The organism is Staphylococcus borealis, from assembly GCF_001224225.1.
GTDB classification, from domain to species: domain Bacteria; phylum Bacillota; class Bacilli; order Staphylococcales; family Staphylococcaceae; genus Staphylococcus; species Staphylococcus borealis.
This window is the reverse complement of sequence record NZ_CUEE01000004.1, coordinates 43,531-63,577: the sequence shown is the minus strand read 5'-3', so window position 1 is coordinate 63,577 and position 20,047 is coordinate 43,531. Positions and strand designations below refer to the sequence as shown.

17 protein-coding genes are annotated in these 20,047 nt (G+C 33.7%); 14 read left to right on the top strand and 3 right to left on the bottom strand.

Features of this window, described 5'->3' with window-relative positions; all coding sequences use genetic code 11:
* Positions 1 to 80 precede the first annotated feature (80 nt).
* Positions 81 to 905 carry a Cof-type HAD-IIB family hydrolase gene (locus AK212_RS05970; protein ID WP_053029747.1) on the bottom strand — a complete coding sequence of 275 codons (825 nt, stop codon included), beginning with the start codon at positions 903 to 905 and terminating at the stop codon, positions 81 to 83.
* A gap of 201 nt (positions 906 to 1,106) precedes the next feature.
* On the opposite strand from AK212_RS05970, the gene AK212_RS05965 reads away from it, so the two are divergent.
* The 5 genes from AK212_RS05965 to AK212_RS14010 all read left to right on the top strand — a co-directional run bounded on the left by AK212_RS05965 (position 1,107) and on the right by AK212_RS14010 (position 7,974).
* Positions 1,107 to 1,415, top strand: a complete 309-nt coding sequence (locus AK212_RS05965; RefSeq protein WP_011276244.1) for a metal-sulfur cluster assembly factor — start codon at positions 1,107 to 1,109, stop codon at positions 1,413 to 1,415.
* Positions 1,416 to 1,878: 463 nt separating this feature from the next.
* Positions 1,879 to 3,705 (top strand): acyltransferase family protein, encoded by a 1,827-nt coding sequence (locus tag AK212_RS05960; RefSeq protein ID WP_053029744.1) that lies wholly within the window; start codon positions 1,879 to 1,881, stop codon positions 3,703 to 3,705.
* Positions 3,706 to 4,107: 402 nt separating this feature from the next.
* Positions 4,108 to 6,717: an ATP-dependent chaperone ClpB gene (clpB, locus tag AK212_RS05955; RefSeq protein ID WP_053029743.1), complete on the top strand. Its 2,610-nt coding sequence runs from the start codon at positions 4,108 to 4,110 to the stop codon at positions 6,715 to 6,717.
* 805 nt (positions 6,718 to 7,522) lie between these two features.
* Positions 7,523 to 7,771, top strand: coding sequence for an AbrB/MazE/SpoVT family DNA-binding domain-containing protein (locus tag AK212_RS05950; protein WP_053029742.1), 249 nt, complete (start codon positions 7,523 to 7,525; stop codon positions 7,769 to 7,771).
* A gap of 74 nt (positions 7,772 to 7,845) precedes the next feature.
* Positions 7,846 to 7,974, top strand: a complete 129-nt coding sequence (locus AK212_RS14010; RefSeq protein ID WP_367869824.1) for a hypothetical protein — start codon at positions 7,846 to 7,848, stop codon at positions 7,972 to 7,974.
* A 113-nt stretch (positions 7,975 to 8,087) separates the two neighbouring features.
* Here the strand turns inward: AK212_RS14010 and AK212_RS05945 are convergent, their stop codons facing one another.
* Entirely contained in the window at positions 8,088 to 8,288 is a 201-nt protein-coding gene (locus AK212_RS05945) for a YjzD family protein (RefSeq protein WP_053029740.1), read from the bottom strand.
* Between the two features lie 204 nt (positions 8,289 to 8,492).
* Between AK212_RS05945 and AK212_RS05940 the strand changes: the two genes are divergently transcribed.
* Positions 8,493 to 9,434, top strand: a complete 942-nt coding sequence (locus AK212_RS05940) for a beta-ketoacyl-ACP synthase III (protein WP_053029738.1) — start codon at positions 8,493 to 8,495, stop codon at positions 9,432 to 9,434.
* A gap of 13 nt (positions 9,435 to 9,447) precedes the next feature.
* Positions 9,448 to 10,692 (top strand): beta-ketoacyl-ACP synthase II, encoded by a 1,245-nt coding sequence (fabF, locus tag AK212_RS05935; RefSeq protein ID WP_053029735.1) that lies wholly within the window; start codon positions 9,448 to 9,450, stop codon positions 10,690 to 10,692.
* Positions 10,693 to 10,769: 77 nt separating this feature from the next.
* Here the strand turns inward: fabF and AK212_RS05930 are convergent, their stop codons facing one another.
* Entirely contained in the window at positions 10,770 to 11,147 is a 378-nt protein-coding gene (locus AK212_RS05930; RefSeq protein WP_053029733.1) for a DUF3899 domain-containing protein, read from the bottom strand.
* 245 nt (positions 11,148 to 11,392) lie between these two features.
* On the opposite strand from AK212_RS05930, the gene opp3b reads away from it, so the two are divergent.
* From opp3b to AK212_RS05895, 7 genes are all read left to right on the top strand, one after another.
* Positions 11,393 to 12,319 (top strand): oligopeptide ABC transporter permease, encoded by a 927-nt coding sequence (gene opp3b, locus AK212_RS05925; protein WP_053029731.1) that lies wholly within the window; start codon positions 11,393 to 11,395, stop codon positions 12,317 to 12,319.
* A complete protein-coding gene (gene opp3C, locus AK212_RS05920) occupies positions 12,319 to 13,386 on the top strand; it encodes an oligopeptide ABC transporter permease (protein WP_053029730.1) in 1,068 nt (355 codons plus the stop codon). The genes opp3b and opp3C overlap by 1 nt, the downstream gene beginning before the upstream one ends.
* A gap of 17 nt (positions 13,387 to 13,403) precedes the next feature.
* Positions 13,404 to 14,483 (top strand): ABC transporter ATP-binding protein, encoded by a 1,080-nt coding sequence (locus tag AK212_RS05915; RefSeq protein WP_053029729.1) that lies wholly within the window; start codon positions 13,404 to 13,406, stop codon positions 14,481 to 14,483.
* Positions 14,476 to 15,420, top strand: a complete 945-nt coding sequence (locus AK212_RS05910) for an ABC transporter ATP-binding protein (RefSeq protein ID WP_053029727.1) — start codon at positions 14,476 to 14,478, stop codon at positions 15,418 to 15,420. Before AK212_RS05915 ends, AK212_RS05910 begins: the two co-directional genes overlap by 8 nt.
* 26 nt (positions 15,421 to 15,446) lie before the next feature.
* Positions 15,447 to 17,108, top strand: coding sequence for a peptide ABC transporter substrate-binding protein (locus tag AK212_RS05905; RefSeq protein WP_053029725.1), 1,662 nt, complete (start codon positions 15,447 to 15,449; stop codon positions 17,106 to 17,108).
* A 195-nt stretch (positions 17,109 to 17,303) separates the two neighbouring features.
* Positions 17,304 to 19,016, top strand: coding sequence for an oligopeptide ABC transporter substrate-binding protein (opp4A, locus tag AK212_RS05900; protein ID WP_053029723.1), 1,713 nt, complete (start codon positions 17,304 to 17,306; stop codon positions 19,014 to 19,016).
* Positions 19,017 to 19,062: 46 nt separating this feature from the next.
* Positions 19,063 to 20,034: an ABC transporter ATP-binding protein gene (locus tag AK212_RS05895; protein ID WP_053029721.1), complete on the top strand. Its 972-nt coding sequence runs from the start codon at positions 19,063 to 19,065 to the stop codon at positions 20,032 to 20,034.
* Positions 20,035 to 20,047: the final 13 nt, after the last annotated feature.

The window sequence follows — 20,047 nt, the reverse complement described above, 5'->3', positions numbered from 1 at the left end:
CGTATATTCCTCCATAAACATATAGTAAAAAAGTGAGACATTAGAAAAATATACATTTGTCTCACTTTATGAATTGATTGTTAACCTTTGTAAGGTATATTTAATTTAAAGAAATCATTTAAATAACGACCGATACCGTCATCATTGTTTGAATAAGTAATATGGTTAGCAATATGTTTTAATTCATCAAGGCCATTGTCCATTGCAATGCCATATTTAGCATATTTGATCATTTCGATATCATTATCCTCGTCTCCGAAAGCGATAATGTGAGAAGATTCGATTCCTAGATAATCTTTGACTTGATCAATCCCACGTGCCTTGCTTATACCACGTTTAACAATTTCAATGACTGGGAACGGTGCACCCCAACGTCTGTGTTCAATATTCTCCGCATAGAAACGCGTAAGCATTTGCTTGATTCTAGGTATGTAAATTTCTTCGGCTTCTACAAGTAAAGATGTCGGCGCTTCGTCTAATTCTTCTAATAAATTACCTGTTTCTATTTTAGGATTACCCATTGAGAAACCTTCAAATAATCTAGGATCGTGATTATTAATAAAGACATGATCGCGTACCTCAGCAATAATATTTGTAATTTTTGCTTTTTGAAGTGATTCAATCATATTTCTAGCTAAGTCTACATCTAAAACTTCATGGGTCGTTTTAAAATCATCTGATTTAGGATGATGCACATAAGCACCATTGAAGTTTACAATAGGTGTGTCCATATTTAACTCATGGTAATATATTTGGCTTGCACGATAAGGTCGACCAGTTGCAATCATAATTTGATGACCTTGTTTTTTTAAGGTTGTAAGTACTTTTTTAGTATACTCACCAATTTCTTTATTATCATTTAATAATGTTCCATCTAAATCTAAACAAATTAAATAAGGTTTCATATATTTCTCCTTAAGCTACATATCAATAGAATAAAGTTCACTATCATTTTATATCAAATGTCTGTGAAGGTGATACATTAAATCAACGCTATAGTGTCATTATAACGTCTTTAATCGTTTAGTGGTATCATAGCATTTTATTGGCGTTTTGTCGGATATTTGATATATTAGTGTAAAGATAAATAATGAGAGGTGATACTAATGGAAGAGGCATTAAAAGACAGTATCCTAGGTGCACTTGAAATGGTTATTGACCCTGAATTAGGTATTGATATCGTTAATTTAGGTTTAGTATATAAAGTGAATGTTGATGATGATGGTTTGTGTACAGTTGAAATGACACTAACTTCAATGGGCTGCCCACTCGGACCACAAATTATCGAACAAATTAAAACAGTATTAGCTGAAATTCCAGAAATACAAGATACAGAAGTTAATATTGTTTGGAATCCACCTTGGAATAAAGACATGATGTCAAGATACGCTAAAATTGCATTAGGCGTTGGTTAATTAATCGCTTAGAAACAATAGTACACGATGTTAATGTACTATTGTTTTTTTATTTTAAATGATCTTAACTTTTTAACGAAATCGTTTCAAAGTCATATCTTCAGTGCGTATAGTGACAAAGTGATGTTAATAAATGACATAATTGTAATATAAATTGAATTTGTTTAAGCGTTATACTACAATACATAAGAATTACAATATAAAATGATTTAAATTGTACTTGCATTTATGAAAATTTATAATAAATGCGCCAAATTATATAAAATAATATTATAGTTCAAGCTCAGACATCTAAGTATAAAACTCGATTTAATCATCCACATTAAAATATTAAAGAATATTAAGCTAAATCATATTCACTCATGTTGTTGATCATCGACTTTCGTTTTATCCTGATTTTCAGTGCTTTAGTAATTAATGAATTTATCAAAATTTATTATTTAATAGGGAAAGAATGTGAACAATGAAACAAGATTTTGAAAAAGGGAATCAACGTAAGACTAAAATGCGTTACATGCCTGGTTTAGATGGACTAAGAGCAATTGCTGTCTTAGGTATTATTATCTATCATTTAAACAGGAAATGGCTTACAGGGGGATTCATAGGTGTAGATACCTTCTTCGTTATTTCTGGATATTTAATTACAAGCTTGCTTTTAAAGGAATACGAAGAAAAGGGCATAATAAACCTGAAACAATTCTGGTTACGACGCGTAAAACGGTTACTTCCAGCAGTTGTTGCGTTATTAATCGTCGTTGGAATTGCTACATTAATATTTGAACCACAGGAAATTGTACGAGTTAAACATGACATTATAGCCGCATTATTCTATGTGTCGAACTGGTGGTATATTGCCAAAGATGTTAACTACTTCGAGCAATTTTCATTTATGCCATTAAAACACTTATGGTCACTTGCAATTGAAGAACAGTTCTATTTGTTCTTCCCATTCGTGTTAGTTATTTTACTCTTAACAATTAAAAAATATCGCAACGTCACTTTGATATTATGGATTATTTCTCTAGCATCTTTATTAGCGATGGTCGTTATTTCTCAACCCAACGTTGGATATTCTAGAGTTTATTTTGGGACAGATACACGCTTACAAACATTATTATTAGGTGTAATATTAGCATTTTTATGGCCACCGTTTAAATTGAAAGCACATCCGCCAAAGGTGCTGCAACGTTCTATTGATGGAATCGGTATAATAGGACTTCTCATACTGATATATTTATTCTTCACAGTAAAAGATACGAGTTCATGGATTTATAATGGTGGATTTTATCTTATATCAGGTATGACGTTATTCGTTATTGCTAGTGTAGTACATCCATCTAGCATTTTAGCTAAAGCGTTAGGTAATCGCGTATTCGTTTATATTGGTAAACGCTCATACAGTTTATACCTATGGCATTTTCCTGTTATAAGTTTTATACACATACACTTTGTTGATGGACAGCTTCCAATCTATGTGTATGTTATCGATATCGTACTTACAGTATTATTTGCTGAATTATCATATCGATATGTAGAGACACCGTTTAGACGTGAAGGTTTCAAGGCATTTTCATTCAATTATCTAAAAAGACCTAAATTCATTAGAACGATCATATCAATAATAGCCTTAATACCAATAGTATTAATATTTATTGGGGTCTTTGACCGTTTTGGAAAAGATGACATTGAAAATAAAGCAAATTCATTTAATACGAATGAGCAAGATAAATATTTAATCAGAATGATGCCTGGTGAAAATATAAAAATCGATGGTTCAAATAGCAATAGTAAAAGTAAAAAACAGGTGTATACCGATATAAGTCCATTACTCATTGGAGACTCAGTAATGGTAGATATTGGTGAGACATTTAAATCTCAAGTGCCTAAAGCAACGATTGATGGTAAAGTAGGTCGTCATTTACAAGAGGCGCTCTCAATTGCAGGCAATTATTCTAACTATAATAAACCTTCAGATAAAGTTGTTTTAGAACTAGGTACTAACGGTGATTTTACAGAGGAAGAATTAAATCAATTAATCAGTAAGTTTGGTAAAGCACAAATTTATTTAGTAAATACACGTGTACCTCGTGATTGGCAAGATAACGTTAATAAACAGCTTGCTAATGCTGCTAAAAAGCATAAAAATGTAACCTTAGTAGATTGGTACCAACGCTCTGCAGGACATCCTGAATACTTCGCACCAGATGGCGTTCACCTTGAAAATAGTGGTGTAAAAGCATTATCTGATGAAATAATTAAAGCGATGAAGAAAAATTCGAATAATAAATAAGATATGCTAAGCGTTTGAATCAAAAATAAACAGTTGAGCTATGTAGCACATGCGCTTTAACTGACTAAATTGAGAATGCACTTTTAATTAACTCAATACTAGTCATCTGTGTGAGACTGAGACGATGAATTCGATAAGAATTCCGTTTCGGTCTCTTATTTAATTTGACGATAATTTGATGTTTATACCAGAAGTAACTGTGATAAAACATAGCATAAAAGCGCTATATTAAGCGCGTCAAATATGCGTGTACAAGCTATTTCAGAAAAATAAAAAAGTTGAGTATAACTGTTGATTAATCATTTAAGAGGGTCTATAATGTAATTAAGGTCAAAGAAAGTCAAAGTCAAAAATAAAGAAGTACTTGGCCTTGCTCTTATCAAATCAATAGGGGTGAAAAATTTGGATATTAATCAAATGACTTATGCAATTCAAGGTGCATTACAAAAAGCCATTGAATTGAGTAAAGAAAACGAATTACAAAACATTGAAATCGAAGCAATTTTAAAAGGAACTTTAGAAGAAACTGATAGTTTATTTAAAAGTATATTAGAACGCGCAAATATCGATACAGATAAATTAAATCAAGCATATAACGAGAAATTAAAAAATTATCCCTCAGTACAAGGAGATAATATTCAATACGGACAATATATTGGTTCAAAAGCGAATGAATTATTAAATAAAGCTGAATCATATATGAAAGAATACGAAGATGACTATATCTCAATGGAACACGTCCTACGTGCTGCGATGGATATCGATGATACAACAAAACAGATTGTTGGAAATAAAGAAGAAGTTGTAAAGGAAATTATTACTAAAGTTAGAGGGGGAAATCATGTGACTTCACAAAATCCAGAAGTAAATTATGAAGCTTTAGAGAAATATGGTCGTGACTTAGTTGAAGAGGTACGCCAAGGTAAAATGGACCCTGTCATTGGTAGAGATGAAGAAATTCGTAATACCATTCGAATTTTAAGTCGTAAAACGAAAAATAACCCAGTCTTAATTGGTGAACCAGGTGTAGGTAAAACAGCGATTGTTGAAGGATTGGCACAACGTATTGTACGTAAAGACGTACCTGAATCATTATTAGATAAAACAATTTTCGAATTAGACTTAAGTGCCTTAGTTGCGGGTGCGAAATTCAGAGGTGAATTCGAAGAACGTCTTAAAGCAGTGCTTAAAGAAGTAAAAGAATCTGATGGACGAATCATCTTATTCATTGACGAAATTCACATGTTAGTAGGCGCAGGTAAAACAGACGGTGCAATGGATGCCGGCAATATGTTGAAACCGATGTTAGCACGTGGTGAGTTACATTGTATCGGTGCTACTACTTTAAATGAATACAGAGAATATATTGAAAAAGACTCTGCATTAGAACGTCGTTTCCAAAAAGTTGGTGTAAGTGAACCAGACGTAGAAGACACAATTTCAATCTTACGTGGCTTGAAAGAACGTTACGAAGTATATCACGGTGTACGCATTCAAGACCGTGCTTTAGTAGCAGCAGCTGAATTATCAGATCGCTACATTACTGATAGATTCTTACCTGACAAAGCCATCGACTTAGTCGACCAAGCTTGTGCTACAATTCGTACTGAAATGGGCTCAAACCCAACTGAATTAGATCAAGTGAACCGTCGTGTCATGCAATTAGAAATTGAAGAAAGTGCATTAAAAAATGAATCTGATAATGCTAGTAAACATCGTTTAGAAGAACTACAAGAAGAACTTTCGAACGAAAAAGAAAAACAAGCATCATTACAATCTCGTGTTGAACAAGAAAAAGAAAAAATCGCAAAAGTACAAGAGAAACGTGCTGAATTAGACCGTAGTCGTCAAGCTTTAGAAGATGCACAAACTAAAGGTGACCTTGAAAAAGCAGCTGAATTACAATATGGTACAATTCCTCAATTAGAAAAAGAGTTAAAAGCATTTGAAGAAGCATATCAAGATGAACAAGGTGACAGTGAACGCATGATTCGTGAAGTCGTTTCTGACGAAGAAATTGGCGACATTGTGAGTCAATGGACTGGTATTCCAGTTTCTAAATTAGTTGAAACAGAAAGAGAAAAATTATTAAGTTTAAGTGATATCTTACACGAACGTGTGGTAGGTCAAGATAAAGCGGTAGACTTGGTATCTGATGCTGTTGTAAGAGCACGTGCGGGTATTAAAGATCCTAATAGACCAATTGGTAGTTTCTTATTCTTAGGACCAACTGGTGTAGGTAAAACTGAATTGGCTAAATCATTAGCTGCATCATTATTCGATTCTGAAAAACATATGATTCGAATTGATATGAGTGAGTATATGGAGAAACACTCTGTGTCTAGATTAATTGGTGCCCCTCCAGGCTATGTAGGTCATGATGAAGGTGGTCAATTAACTGAAGCGGTTAGACGTAACCCATACTCAGTAATCTTGCTTGATGAAGTTGAAAAAGCACATAGCGATGTATTCAACGTGTTACTTCAAATCTTAGATGAAGGTCGTTTAACTGACTCTAAGGGACGTAGTGTTGACTTTAAAAACACAATTATCATTATGACTAGTAACATCGGTTCTCAAGTATTACTTGAGAATGTCAAAGATACAGGTGAAATTACTGAAGATACTGAAAAAGCTGTAATGGATAGCTTACATGCTTTCTTTAAACCTGAAATCTTAAACCGTATGGATGATATTGTATTATTCAAACCATTATCTGTTAACGACATGAGTATGATTGTTGATAAAATTTTAACGCAATTAAATATTCGTTTAATGGATCAACGACTTTCTATTGAAGTTTCTGATGACGCGAAAAAATGGTTAGGTGAAGAAGCTTACGAACCACAATTTGGTGCAAGACCATTGAAACGTTTTGTACAACGTCAAATTGAAACACCATTAGCACGTATGATGATTAAAGAAAGTATGCCAGAGGGTACTTTAATTAAAGTAGATTTAGATGGCAACGATGCGTTAACTTTTGATGTACAAAAGCCTGAAAATGAATAATGAATGATTATGGGAAACCTAGAGAGTGTGATGCGCACTTTCTAGGTTTTTTTGTGGGAAGTTTAGTCATTTTCTAGATAGTGTTGGTTTCGCTTGCCCTAGGCATGGCTTAAGCCAATGGTTAGTGAGTGCAAGCAATTCATCACTTTAGAAGCCTTTTTCAAAGTCTTGTAGGTTGTGATGAATTGCTTTTTGATTAGAGTTTTGTCTTAATCTGATGCTATTCCTAGAGGCGTCTCACCCACACTATTTAAAATGCAGACATCTCAATTTAATAAATTATATTTTTGGCGTCATATGTGTTTCTAGATAGTGTTGGGTTCGCTTGCCCTAGGCATGGCTTAAGCCAATGGTTAGTAAGGATAAGCAATTCATCACTTTAGAAGCCTTTTTCAAAGTCTTGTAAGTTGTGATGAATTGCTTTTTGATTAGAGTATTGTCTTAATCTGATGCTATTCCTAGAGGCGTCTCACCCACACTATTTGAAATGCAGACATCTCAATTTAATAAATTATATTTTTGGCGTCATATGTGTTTCTAGATAGTGTTGGGTTCGCTTGCCCTAGGCATGGCTTAAGCCAATGGTTAGTGAGGGTAAGCAATTCATCGCTTTAGAAGCCTTTTTCAAAGTCTTGTAGGTTGTGATGAATTGCTTTTTGATTAGAGTATTGTCTTAATCTGATGCTATTCCTAGAGGCGTCTCACCCACACTATTTGAGATACAATATGTAAGATAACAAAACATATGCTTAAGTAAGTACATTTTATATAATAATATTAAGCGAAAAGAAAGTTGCGATCTAAAATGAACCCCGCAAAAGTGTTTAAAAATGGTAATAGTCAAGCAATTACTTTAAATAAACATATTTTAAAGCAAGCTGATTTGGAGATTGGTGATGATTTAGATGTATATGTCACTAATGACGGAAAGGTTGTATTTTCTAAAAAGGAACCATCAATAAAAGAACAAATTCATAATTATTATAAAAATGGCGGTATATATAGTGAAGAGGAAAAAGAGTATGGACAAGATGTAGGTAAAGAAAAATGGTAAGTCAGTTTGACATAATAAAGATTGATTTTAAACCTGTAAAAGGAATTGAAAAAGGTAATTAAAGACCTTGTTTAATTATAAGTAATACTTATATTAATCATTACACTGGGGTAATTTGGATAATGACTATTACAAGTAGAAAGCAACGTTACTTTTCAGACATAGTGATGAAAACTAGATTAGCATTATTGATGGGGTACTGAAGGGCATCCAGAAGTAGTTTAGGTACTTTATTATCAAATTAAAAAAGCGATAAATGAAACAGTGTACTTGTTTCACTTATCGCATTTGTTTCTTTAATAAACATGCTATGTTATTAAATATGTCTGTTACCTTGGCGGGTAAAGTCATCTGGTTTAATCATTGCACCTAAAATAGCAATAACAATTGTAAAGACAACTGCTAGAATTAATGGCGTAATAAAGTTTAATGATCCACCGCCATTTAAACTATTCAATACAAAGTTAACCATTTGTAATAGGATGACTGCCCAAATAAAAGTTACGAGGTATTTCATACCGATGACCTCCATAATTTATATACTTCTATTTTAATGTAAAGTAGTCGTTTTGTATAGAGATAGCAAATAACTGATTATACTTTGTACTTTTTTATTTAGTAGAAAATCATCATCTTGAAAGGGTAACTACTTGAGTAGAGATAAAAAAGTGTGTTAAATTAATACCTGGTATTAAAAATTGAAGTAAGAAGGTGTACGTTCATGAACGTAGGTATAAAAGGATTTGGTGCATATGCACCAGAGAGAGTCGTTGATAACGCTTATTTCGAAAGTTTTTTAGAAACTTCAGATGAATGGATTTCTAAAATGACTGGTATTAAAGAAAGACGTTGGGCGAGTGAAGAGCAAGATACATCTGATTTAGCATTTGAAGCTAGTAAAAAAGCGATTGAAGATGCAGGACTCACACCAGCTGATATAGATATGATTATTGTGGCAAGTGCTACTGGAGATATGCCATTTCCATCAGTTGCCAATATGTTACAAGAAAAATTAGGTACGCGTAAAGTGCCTACTATGGATCAATTAGCAGCTTGTTCTGGATTCATGTATTCAATGATAACGGCAAAACAATATGTTCAATCTGGCGATTATAAAAATATACTTGTAGTCGGTGCAGATAAATTATCTAAGATAACAGATTTAACAGACCGTTCAACAGCCGTTTTATTCGGTGATGGTGCTGGTGCAGTAGTTATTGGTGAGGTTTCAGAAGGCCGAGGTATCATTAGCTATGAAATGGGATCTGACGGTACCGGTGGAAAATACTTATACTTAAATAAAGATACTGGTAAACTAGTTATGAACGGACGAGAAGTCTTTAAGTTTGCTGTAAGAATTATGGGTGAAGCCTCAACGCGTGTTGTTGACAAGGCAGGACTAAAATCTGATGATATTGATATGTTTATTCCTCACCAAGCAAACATTAGAATTATGGAATCAGCACGAGAAAGACTTGGTATAGAGAGAGAAAAGATGAGTGTATCTGTTAATCGCTTTGGTAACACATCTGCTGCCTCAATACCATTAAGTATTTCACAAGAATTAGAGAATGGAAGAATTAAAGATGATGACACACTCGTGTTAGTAGGTTTTGGTGGTGGCCTAACATGGGGCGCTATGGTTATCAAATGGGGTAAATAGGAGGATTTAATGTATGACTGAGAATAAACGAGTTGTAATTACTGGTATGGGTGCATTATCACCTATTGGCAATGATGCCCAAACAAGTTGGGAAAATGCCTTAAAAGGTGTTAATGGTATCGATACAATTACTAGAGTAGATACAGAAGATTATAATGTTCACTTAGCAGGTGAACTTAAAGATTTTAATATTGAAGATCATATCGATAAGAAAGACGCACGCCGTATGGACCGTTTCACTCAATATGCGGTAGTTGCAGCACGTCAAGCAGTTGAAGATGCTAAGCTAGATATCAATGAAGAAACTGCTAATCGCATCGGTGTATGGATTGGTTCAGGTATTGGTGGTATGGAAACGTTTGAAACAGCGCATACGACGCTTCAAAAGAAAGGACCTAGACGTGTAAGTCCATTCTTCGTACCAATGTTAATTCCTGATATGGCAACTGGTCAGGTATCGATTGATCTAGGTGCAAAAGGACCAAATGGTTCTACAGTTACTGCATGTGCAACAGGCACTAACTCTATTGGTGAAGCTTTTAAAATCATTCAACGTGGCGATGCAGATGCGATGATTACAGGTGGTACAGAAGCGCCGATTACGCATATGGCACTTGCAGGATTCAGTGCTAGCAGAGCATTATCTACGAATGATGATAAAGAAACAGCTTGTCGTCCATTCCAAGAAGGTCGCGATGGTTTCGTAATGGGTGAAGGTGCCGGAATTTTAGTGCTTGAATCATTAGAATCTGCACAAGCGCGTGGAGCTCAAATCTATGCTGAAATTGTTGGTTATGGTTCAACAGGTGATGCTTATCACATTACAGCTCCAGCACCTGAAGGCGAAGGGGGCTCACGCGCAATGCAAGCAGCACTTGATGATGCGGGTATTGAAGCAAAAGATGTTCAGTATCTAAATGCACATGGTACGAGTACGCCTGTTGGTGATATGTATGAAATTAGAGCAATCAAGAATACATTTGGAGAAGCCGCTAATCATTTAAAAGTTAGCTCAACTAAATCAATGACTGGTCACTTATTAGGTGCTACAGGTGGTTTAGAGGCTATCTTCTCAGCATTATCAATTCGTGATTCTAAAGTTGCACCAACGATTCATGCCAATACACCAGATCCTGAATGTGATCTTGATATTGTTCCAAATGAAGCGCAAGATTTAGAAATTACTTATGCAATGAGTAATAGCCTTGGCTTTGGTGGTCATAATGCAGTATTAGTATTTAAAAAATTTGAAGATTAATATCATAAAATAGCGAAGCTGGGACGACGAATTTAAAAAGAATTCTGTCCCACCCTCGCTATTTTTTTGCCTTTTTATCAATAAAAAATGGAAATGATGATTGTTAATACAAAGTATAAGCTATTGATAATTAGCGCAGGAAAAATCCATGATGATATAAAATAAACCTCTTTTTTGACTTGTGAAGGATTAAAAAACGCATCATGTTCCATTGTCTTTTTCTTTGCACGTGAAGACATTTGATAACGAATACGTCGAAAACCATAACTTGTAGCGTCGAAAATGCCTTCTTGAACTAATAAAATAATGAAAACGAGTATAAAGACTATAAGTGATAGATAAAATAATGTATTTATGTATGAAATAAAGGAATGGTTAGAAAAGATTAACCAAATTATCAATGTAATCATAGGAGTACTTAACAACCAGAACCCCCAACTTTTTTTATGTTTCATTTGTATACCCCCTGATGAAGTTAATACTAGTTTAACGTATTCATATAAAGAATAATATCTTAAATCTAAAACATCGGATTATAATATCAAAAACAGTAAAAAGAACATTTATTTTACAATTCAATTTTTAAATATTGTGAAAATTATATTGCAATTGTATGAAAATTGTATATATAATATTACTAAATATTTCTGAAAATTTCGAAGGGAATGTTAATTTTGAAAATTCAAAAGGGGGCGGAGTAATGACGCGATATGTTTTAAAACGATTGGGGTACATGTTTTTGTCGCTGTTTATCATTATTACGATTACATTTTTCTTAATGAAAATGATGCCAGGTTCACCGTTTAATGATGCAAAATTAAGTGCTGAACAAAAGGCTATTCTTAATGAAAAATATGGATTAAATGATCCGGTTGCCGTTCAATATCTTCATTATTTAAAGAACGTTGTAACAGGGGACTTTGGTTATTCATTCCAGTATCATAATCAACCGGTATGGGAGTTAATTAGACCGAGATTGATTCCATCAATGGAAATGGGTATTATCGCTATGATTATAGGTATAATTTTAGGTCTAATCCTTGGTATTGCAGCTGCAACTAAGCAAAATACATGGGTAGACTATACAACTACTGTGATTTCAGTTATCGCTGTATCCGTACCATCGTTCGTTTTAGCCGTACTTCTACAATATGTTTTTGCGGTGAGATTAAGATGGTTCCCTGTTGCTGGTTGGGAAGGAATTGCTACAGCTGTATTACCTTCACTTGCGCTATCTGCAGGGGTTATGGCAACAGTAGCAAGATATATACGAGCTGAAATGATAGAAGTTTTAAGTTCGGATTACATATTATTAGCAAGAGCGAAAGGGAATTCTTCTTTGCGTGTGCTATTTGGGCATGCATTAAGAAATGCACTCATACCAATTATTACCATCATAGTACCGATGTTAGCAGGAATTCTAACAGGTACGTTAACCATTGAAAATATATTTGGTGTTCCGGGATTAGGGGACCAATTCGTAAGATCGATTACGACAAATGACTTCTCAGTTATTATGGCTACAACAATTTTATTCAGTACTTTATTTATTGTTTCAATCTTTATCGTAGATATTTTATACGGAATCATTGACCCAAGAATTCGTGTACAAGGAGGTAAAAAGTAATGGCAAATGATAAATTTGAAAAGCCATTTGATGATCATTCAAATGCGGCTATGACACATACCTCTGAAGGCATTGCAGCTTCTGATTTCGTAATGAGAGAGCTTGATTTAAATAGAGAACCAGAAATGCAAAGAGAAAGTAAAAACTTCTGGCAAGATGCCTGGACCCAATTAAAAAGAAATAAATTGGCTATTGTAGGATTAATCGGATTGATTTTAATTGTTATTATGGCTTTTATTGGTCCTTTATTAAGTGATCATGATTATGCCGAACAAGATGTCTCAAGACGAAATTTACCTGCTAAGATTCCGGTATTAGATAAGGTACCTTTCCTTCCATTTGACGGAACAGGCGCAGATGGAACAAACGCATATAAAGATGCAGGCGTTAAAGAAAATTTCTGGTTTGGTACTGATCAATTAGGTAGAGATTTATGGACACGTACATGGACAGGTGCTCAAATTTCATTATTTATCGGTGTAGTAGCTGCAGTACTAGACATTTTTATTGGTGTTGTATATGGTGCAATATCCGGTTTCTTCGGAGGACGGGTAGATAATATCATGCAACGTATTCTAGAAATTATTGCATCTATTCCTAACTTAATTGTCGTAATTTTATTTGTACTCATATTTGAACCGTCTATATGGACAATTATCTTAGCGATGTCGATTACCGGATGGTTAGGAATGAGTAGGGTAGTTCGTGGAGAATTCTTAAAGTTAAAAAATCAAGAATTTGTGATGGCATCAAGAACATTAGGTGCATCAAAATTCAACTTAATTTTTAAACATATTTTACCAAATACGTTAGGCGCAATTGTTGTAACTTCAATGTTCACAGTGCCAAGTGCCATATTCTTTGAAGCATTCTTAAGCTTCATAGGGATCGGTGTACCAGCACCACAAACATCACTTGGTTCATTAGTTAATGATGGACGTGCTATGTTATTAATTCATCCACATGAACTATTTATTCCTGCAACAATATTAAGTTTGCTCATCTTATTCTTTTACTTATTTAGCGATGGTTTACGCGATGCATTTGACCCTAAGATGCGTAAATAAAAAAGGAGGCAAAGGTTATGTCAGAAAGAGTTTTAGAAGTAAACGACTTGCATGTTTCCTTTGACATTACGGCAGGGGAAGTGCAGGCAGTTAGAGGCGTAGATTTTTATTTGAACAAAGGGGAAACGTTAGCAATAGTAGGCGAGTCTGGTTCGGGTAAATCCGTAACGACAAAAGCAATCACTAAATTATTCCAAGGGGATGTTGGAAGAATAAAAAAGGGTAAAATTGATTTCTTGGGCGAAGATTTGGCCGTCAAATCTGAAAATGAGCTTATTAAATTACGTGGTAAAGACATTTCAATGATTTTCCAAGATCCAATGACATCGCTTAATCCGACGATGCAAATTGGTAAGCAAGTTATGGAACCACTTATCAAGCATAAAAATTATAATAAGGCGGACGCTAAAAAACGTGCGCTAGAAATATTGAATTTAGTAGGATTACCTAATGCAGAAAAACGTTTCAAAGCGTATCCACATCAATTCTCTGGTGGGCAAAGACAAAGGATTGTTATCGCAACAGCTTTGGCTTGTGAACCGAAAATATTAATCGCTGATGAACCAACGACTGCCTTAGACGTTACTATGCAAGCACAGATATTAGACTTAATGAAAGAATTGCAACAAAAAATTGATACATCAATTATATTCATAACACATGATTTAGGTGTTGTAGCAAATATTGCAGATAGGGTTGCTGTCATGTATGGCGGACAAATGGTGGAAACCGGGGATGTAGATGAAATCTTCTATGATCCAAAACATCCATATACTTGGGGATTACTGTCATCTATGCCTGATTTAACTACGAGCAATGATACAGAATTAATTGCAATTCCAGGGACACCTCCTGATTTACTACATCCACCTAAAGGGGATGCATTTGCTCGACGAAGTCAATACGCTTTAGATATTGATTTCAAACAAGAACCACCATGGTTTAAAGTATCACCAACTCATTTTGTTAAATCTTGGTTATTAGACGAAAGAGCGCCTAAAGTAGCACCACCAGAAATGGTGATGAAGAGACAGCGCCAAATGCCTAATAATTACGACAAACCACGTCAAGTAGAAAGGGTGTCGTTCGATGGATAAGAATAATGAAATATTATTAGAAATTAAAAATTTAAAACAATATTTTAATGAAGGTAAACGAAATGAAGTAAGAGCCATAGAGGACATCTCTTTTGACATTTATAAAGGGGAAACACTAGGGTTAGTCGGAGAGTCAGGATGTGGTAAATCAACAACAGGAAAGGCAATTATTAAATTAAATGACATCACTAGTGGAGAAATTTTATATGAAGGTCAAGATATTCAGAAAATTTCTAAACGTAAAGATTTATTGAAATTCAATAAAAAAATTCAAATGATATTTCAAGATCCATACGCATCTCTTAATCCTAGGTTAAAGGTAATGGATATCGTTGCTGAAGGCATTGATATTCATAAATTAGCTAGTGGAAAAAAAGATCGTAAACGTCGTGTATATGATTTACTTGAAACAGTAGGTTTAAGTAAAGAGCACGCAAACAGGTATCCTCATGAATTCTCAGGTGGACAAAGACAGCGTATTGGCATTGCACGTGCGTTGGCCGTTGAACCAGAGTTTATCATTGCGGATGAACCAATTTCAGCGCTAGATGTATCGATTCAAGCGCAAGTTGTTAACTTAATGTTGAAACTACAACGAGAACGAGGTATTACTTTCTTATTTATTGCACATGATTTATCTATGGTTAAATATATTTCAGATCGTATCGCAGTGATGCATTTTGGGAAAATTGTAGAGTTGGGTTCTGCCGATGAAATATACTATCATCCATTACATGAATACACTAAATCATTGTTATCAGCCATTCCACAACCCGACCCAGATAGTGAAAGAACACGTAAACGTGTAGCATACAAAGATGATGAATCTAAAAATAGTGAGCGAAGCCTTCAAGAAATTAGACCTGGTCATTTTGTCTTTGTTACTGATGAAGAAGCGGCTCAATTAAAAGAACAGCATCTAACGCAAAGCGTTTAATACTGGGGAAGGAGGATGAAATTGTTATGAGAAAAATTAACTTTAAAGTGATTTTAGGTTTAATTGTAACTACTTTACTATTAAGTGCATGTGGTAAAGGTGGTGGATTATATGATGATAGTGGGCAAACATATCGAGTTGCCACTTCTTCAGATATAAATACACTTGATTCAACGCTAGCTACTGATACAGTTTCATTTACGATATACAATCAAGTATTCGAAGGGTTATATTCACTTAATGGTAAAGATGAAGCTGTACCAGGTGTCGCAAAAGGACAACCTAAAAAGTCAAATGGTGGAAAAACGTGGACAATTAAATTACGTAAAGATGCAAAATGGTCTAATGGGGACCCGGTAACGGCACATGATTTTGTATTTGCATGGCGTAAAGCTGTTGATCCAGAAACTGCATCAGAATATGCATACATAATGTACGATTTGAAAAATGCAGAGGATATTAATCTAAATAAAAATGGTAAGAAACCTAAAGATTTAGGAGTAAAAGCATTAGATGATTACACATTACAAGTTGAGTTAACAAAACCAATTCCTTATTTCCAACAAATGTTAGCTTTTGGTACGTTTATGCCACAAAATGAAAAAGTAGTAAAAAAATATGGTAAATCTTATGGTACTACTGCTGATAAAACTGTTTATAATGGTCCTTTTAAAATTGATAAGTGGGCTGTAGAAGATAAAATCATGTTAACTAAAAATAATGATTATTGGGATAAAAACCATGTTAAATTAGATAGAGTCAACTATAAAATATTGAAAGATACACAAGCTGGTGCCTCATTATACGATACAGGTTCTGTTGATGTCGCAGGTATAACATCTGAACAAGTAGACAAGTATAAAGATAGTCCAGCGTTATTCAAACGTTTATTAGCATCTACATTCTTTTTGAAACTAAACCAGAAAGAACAACCAGAATTTAAAAATAAAGACATGAGATATGCGATTGCTCAAGCAATTAATAAAAAGGACTATGTTAATGAAGTGCTTGGTACAGGTGCAAAACCGTTTGATGGCTTTACTGCACGTGGAACAGCTAAAACACCAGATGGCAAAGATTATGCTGATACTGTAAATTCACCACTTAAGTACAATCCTAAAAAAGCAAAAGAACATTTAGAAAAAGCGAAGAAAGCACTAGGTAAAGATGAATTTACCTTCACATTAAATACTGAAGATACACCAGATTCTAAAATTTCTGCGGAATTTATTAAATCTCAAATTGAAAATAATTTACCAGGAGTAACGGTAAAAGTTAAGCAATTACCTTTTAAACAAAGAGTTCAAGCTGAATTGACGATGAATTACTCAATGTCATTATCAGGCTGGGGACCAGATTATCCTGATCCAATCACTTTCTTAGATACGATGACAACAGGAAACGCTCAAAACAACACTGGTTGGAGTAGTAAAGAATATGACAACTTATTAAAAAAAGCGAACGGTAGTTTACTACAAAAACCAAATGAGAGATTTGCTGCTATGCGCCAAGCTGAGGAAATTTTCTTAAATGATGCACCTGTAGCACCAATTTATCAAAAAGGTGCTGCTTCATTAAGAAATCCACAATTAAAAGGTATTGAGTATCACCAAATTGGTGGAGATTATTCATTAAAACATGCATATATGGACAAATCGATTGATAGAGAAACTGGTAAGAAAAAATAAAAATGAATAAAGCGTGTCAAAATGCAGCCTAGCTACGAATGAGATAGTTAGGTTGTATTTTTTATGAAAAATTTAAATTAATTGAAAGTTAATAAATAAAATGTTATCTGAAAATTCTAAAATTTAACTTGTTAATTTTTATTTTAGAAGTAAAATAAGAAAAACATCTTAGATTCAACAGGAGGATTGATGTGAGTGAAAGTCATTTGTAAATATTTAATACTCTTACTAGTAGCAGTATTAGTATTGAGTGCATGTGGAAAAGGAAAACAGGATGAAAATTCAAAGGATTTGTCAAAAACAGAAACATCTAATCACAAAGGTGGAGTATTAAACGTAGGTTTAAATGCTGCTCCTTCAGGAACACTGTCATCTGTGTTGAGTTCAGATGCTTCAGACTCAGCAGTCGAAGCTTATTATAATGAATCATTAATTAAACTAGATAAAAATATGAAACCTAAACCATTTATTGCTTCATGGAAAGATATTGATCCAGGTAAGAAGATTAAATTTACAATTAAAAAAGGCATTAAATGGCAAGATGGTAATGAGTTTAAAATTGATGACTGGATTTATACATTAAATGTTTTAGCAGACAAAGATTATGAAGGTAGTTATTTCCCTATCGTTGAAAACATCGAAGGTGCTAAAGAAAAACATGAAGGCAAAGCGGACACGATTAGTGGATTGAAAAAACTAGATGATTATTCTATGGAAGTTACTTTTAAAGAGAAGAAAGTAAACTATCTTGAAGGCTTCTTTGCTGGTCCATTATTAAGTAAAAAATATTTAAGCGATGTAGCAGTTAAAGATTTAGCGAAATCAGATAAAATCAGAAAACATCCAATTGGTATTGGACCTTATAAAGTGACAAAAGTTGTTCAAGGTGAAGCAGTTCAATTAGAGAAATTTAATGATTATTGGCAAGGTAAACCAAGTTTAGACAAAATTAATTTAAAAGTTATTGATCAAACACAAATTGTGAAAGCTATGAAAAATGGCGAAATTGATATGACTGATTCTACTACAGGTAGTATTGCTCAAGAAGCTAAAAAATCTGGAGATGGAAAACTTAAAGTATTATCAACACCAGGTACAGACTATTCTGTTATTGGTTTTGTATCTCATGATTATGATAAAGAGAAGAATAAAACTGGTGCAGAACGTCCTAAATATAAAGAAAAAGAACTTAGACAAGCAATGTTATATGCAATTGATAGAAAAAAATGGATTAAAGCATTTTATCAAGGTTATGGTAAAGAACTAAATAGCTTTGTTCCATCTATCCATTGGATTGCAGCCGATCAAAAAGACTTAAATAACTATAGTTACGATCCTGAAAAAGCTAAAAAAATGTTAGATAAATTAGGATATAAAGATAGAAATGGAGATGGCTTCAGAGAAGATCCTAACGGTAAACCTTTTGAAATTAACTTAAAACATTATTCAGGCTCAAACCCTACATTTGAACCTAGAACTGCGGCTATTAAAGATTTCTGGGAAAAAGTAGGATTAAAAACGAATGTGAAAATGGTTGAGTTCGGTAAATATAACGATGATTTAGCGAGTGCTTCTAAAGATATGGAAGTTTATTTCAGAACATGGACAGGCGGTTCTGACCCAGATCCTTCTGATTTATATCATACTGACAGACCACAAAACGAAATGCGTACTACTGATAAAACATCAGATAAATTGTTAGATGATGCGTTAGATTTCAATAAAGTAGGAAATAACGATAAAAAACGTAAAGAAATTTACTTAGAATGGCAAAAACATACTAATGAAGTTCTTCCAGCATTACCAATTGTTCAATTAGATACTATTACAGTAGTCAATGATAAAGTGAGAAATGTTGATATCTCAATTGGCTCAGATAAGGATTTATATCAAATAACTAAAGAATAAAAGATGAACCTCGACTTTAGTCGAGGTTTATTGATTGGAGCAAATTATGGATAACTATTTATTAGAAATAAATGAATTAGAAACATCTATTAATATCAACAACAACTGGTACCCTACAATTGATCAAATTTCTTTTAAATTAAAAAGTAATGAAACACTTGGAATTGTTGGAGAATCTGGATGTGGCAAATCAATCTTAAATAAGTCAATTGTAAAACTCTTACCAGAAAAAATATCTAAAATCACACACGGTAAAATTATATTCGACGATAAAGCGCTACAAAATGCTAGTGAAAGTGAATACCGAAAAATTAGAGGGAAAGATATCGGTATGGTGTTTCAAGAGCCTATGACGGCACTGAATCCTGTATTTAAAATCAAAAATCAATTAATAGAACCTATTATTTTACATTTACATAAAACGAAAAAAGAAGCATATGTGTTGGCTAAAGAATTGTTACAGCAAGTAGGGATAGCTCGAGTGGAAGAAGTACTAAATAGCTATCCGCATCAATTATCCGGTGGAATGCGACAAAGAGTGATGATTGCGATTGCAATTTCTTGTAACCCAAAATTATTAATTGCTGACGAACCGACTACAGCGTTAGATGTAACGATACAAGCACAAATTCTTGAATTACTAAAAAAATTACAGCAAGAAAATAACATGTCAATTATTCTGGTTACGCATGATTTAAGTGTCGTATCGGAATTTTGTGATAAAGTCATCGTCATGTATGCTGGACAAATTGTTGAATTTGGGGAATTACATCAAATTTTAAATCATCCTAAACACCCATATACTAAGAAATTACTTCGTACAATTCCAAAGTTAAATGAAAGTGTGGAGTATTTAGAAGTGATTGATGGCATGGTACCCAGTATAACTGAGTTTAATAAAAATCAATGTCGTTTTGCGAATAGATGCGAAGTCAGAATGGAATTATGTAAACAACGAGAACCAAAACTTATGAGTAGGGACGGTAGTCAAGTACGCTGTCATCTATTAGACCAATAGAGGGGAAGAAAAA

Excerpts from the sequence above, each read along its gene's own strand:
- AK212_RS05965 (WP_011276244.1), top strand. The coding sequence starts at position 1,107 with ATGGAAGAGGCATTAAAAGACAGTATCCTAGGTGCACTTGAAATGGTT.
- opp3C (WP_053029730.1), top strand. The coding sequence starts at position 12,319 with ATGGCAAATGATAAATTTGAAAAGCCATTTGATGATCATTCAAATGCG.
- fabF (WP_053029735.1), top strand. The coding sequence starts at position 9,448 with ATGACTGAGAATAAACGAGTTGTAATTACTGGTATGGGTGCATTATCA.
- opp3b (WP_053029731.1), top strand. The coding sequence starts at position 11,393 with ATGACGCGATATGTTTTAAAACGATTGGGGTACATGTTTTTGTCGCTG.
- AK212_RS05910 (WP_053029727.1), top strand. The coding sequence starts at position 14,476 with ATGGATAAGAATAATGAAATATTATTAGAAATTAAAAATTTAAAACAA.
- AK212_RS05970 (WP_053029747.1), bottom strand. The coding sequence starts at position 905 with ATGAAACCTTATTTAATTTGTTTAGATTTAGATGGAACATTATTAAAT.
- AK212_RS05905 (WP_053029725.1), top strand. The coding sequence starts at position 15,447 with ATGAGAAAAATTAACTTTAAAGTGATTTTAGGTTTAATTGTAACTACT.
- AK212_RS05960 (WP_053029744.1), top strand. The coding sequence starts at position 1,879 with ATGAAACAAGATTTTGAAAAAGGGAATCAACGTAAGACTAAAATGCGT.
- AK212_RS05930 (WP_053029733.1), bottom strand. The coding sequence starts at position 11,147 with ATGAAACATAAAAAAAGTTGGGGGTTCTGGTTGTTAAGTACTCCTATG.
- AK212_RS05915 (WP_053029729.1), top strand. The coding sequence starts at position 13,404 with ATGTCAGAAAGAGTTTTAGAAGTAAACGACTTGCATGTTTCCTTTGAC.
- AK212_RS05950 (WP_053029742.1), top strand. The coding sequence starts at position 7,523 with ATGAACCCCGCAAAAGTGTTTAAAAATGGTAATAGTCAAGCAATTACT.
- AK212_RS05945 (WP_053029740.1), bottom strand. The coding sequence starts at position 8,288 with ATGAAATACCTCGTAACTTTTATTTGGGCAGTCATCCTATTACAAATG.
- AK212_RS05895 (WP_053029721.1), top strand. The coding sequence starts at position 19,063 with ATGGATAACTATTTATTAGAAATAAATGAATTAGAAACATCTATTAAT.
- AK212_RS05940 (WP_053029738.1), top strand. The coding sequence starts at position 8,493 with ATGAACGTAGGTATAAAAGGATTTGGTGCATATGCACCAGAGAGAGTC.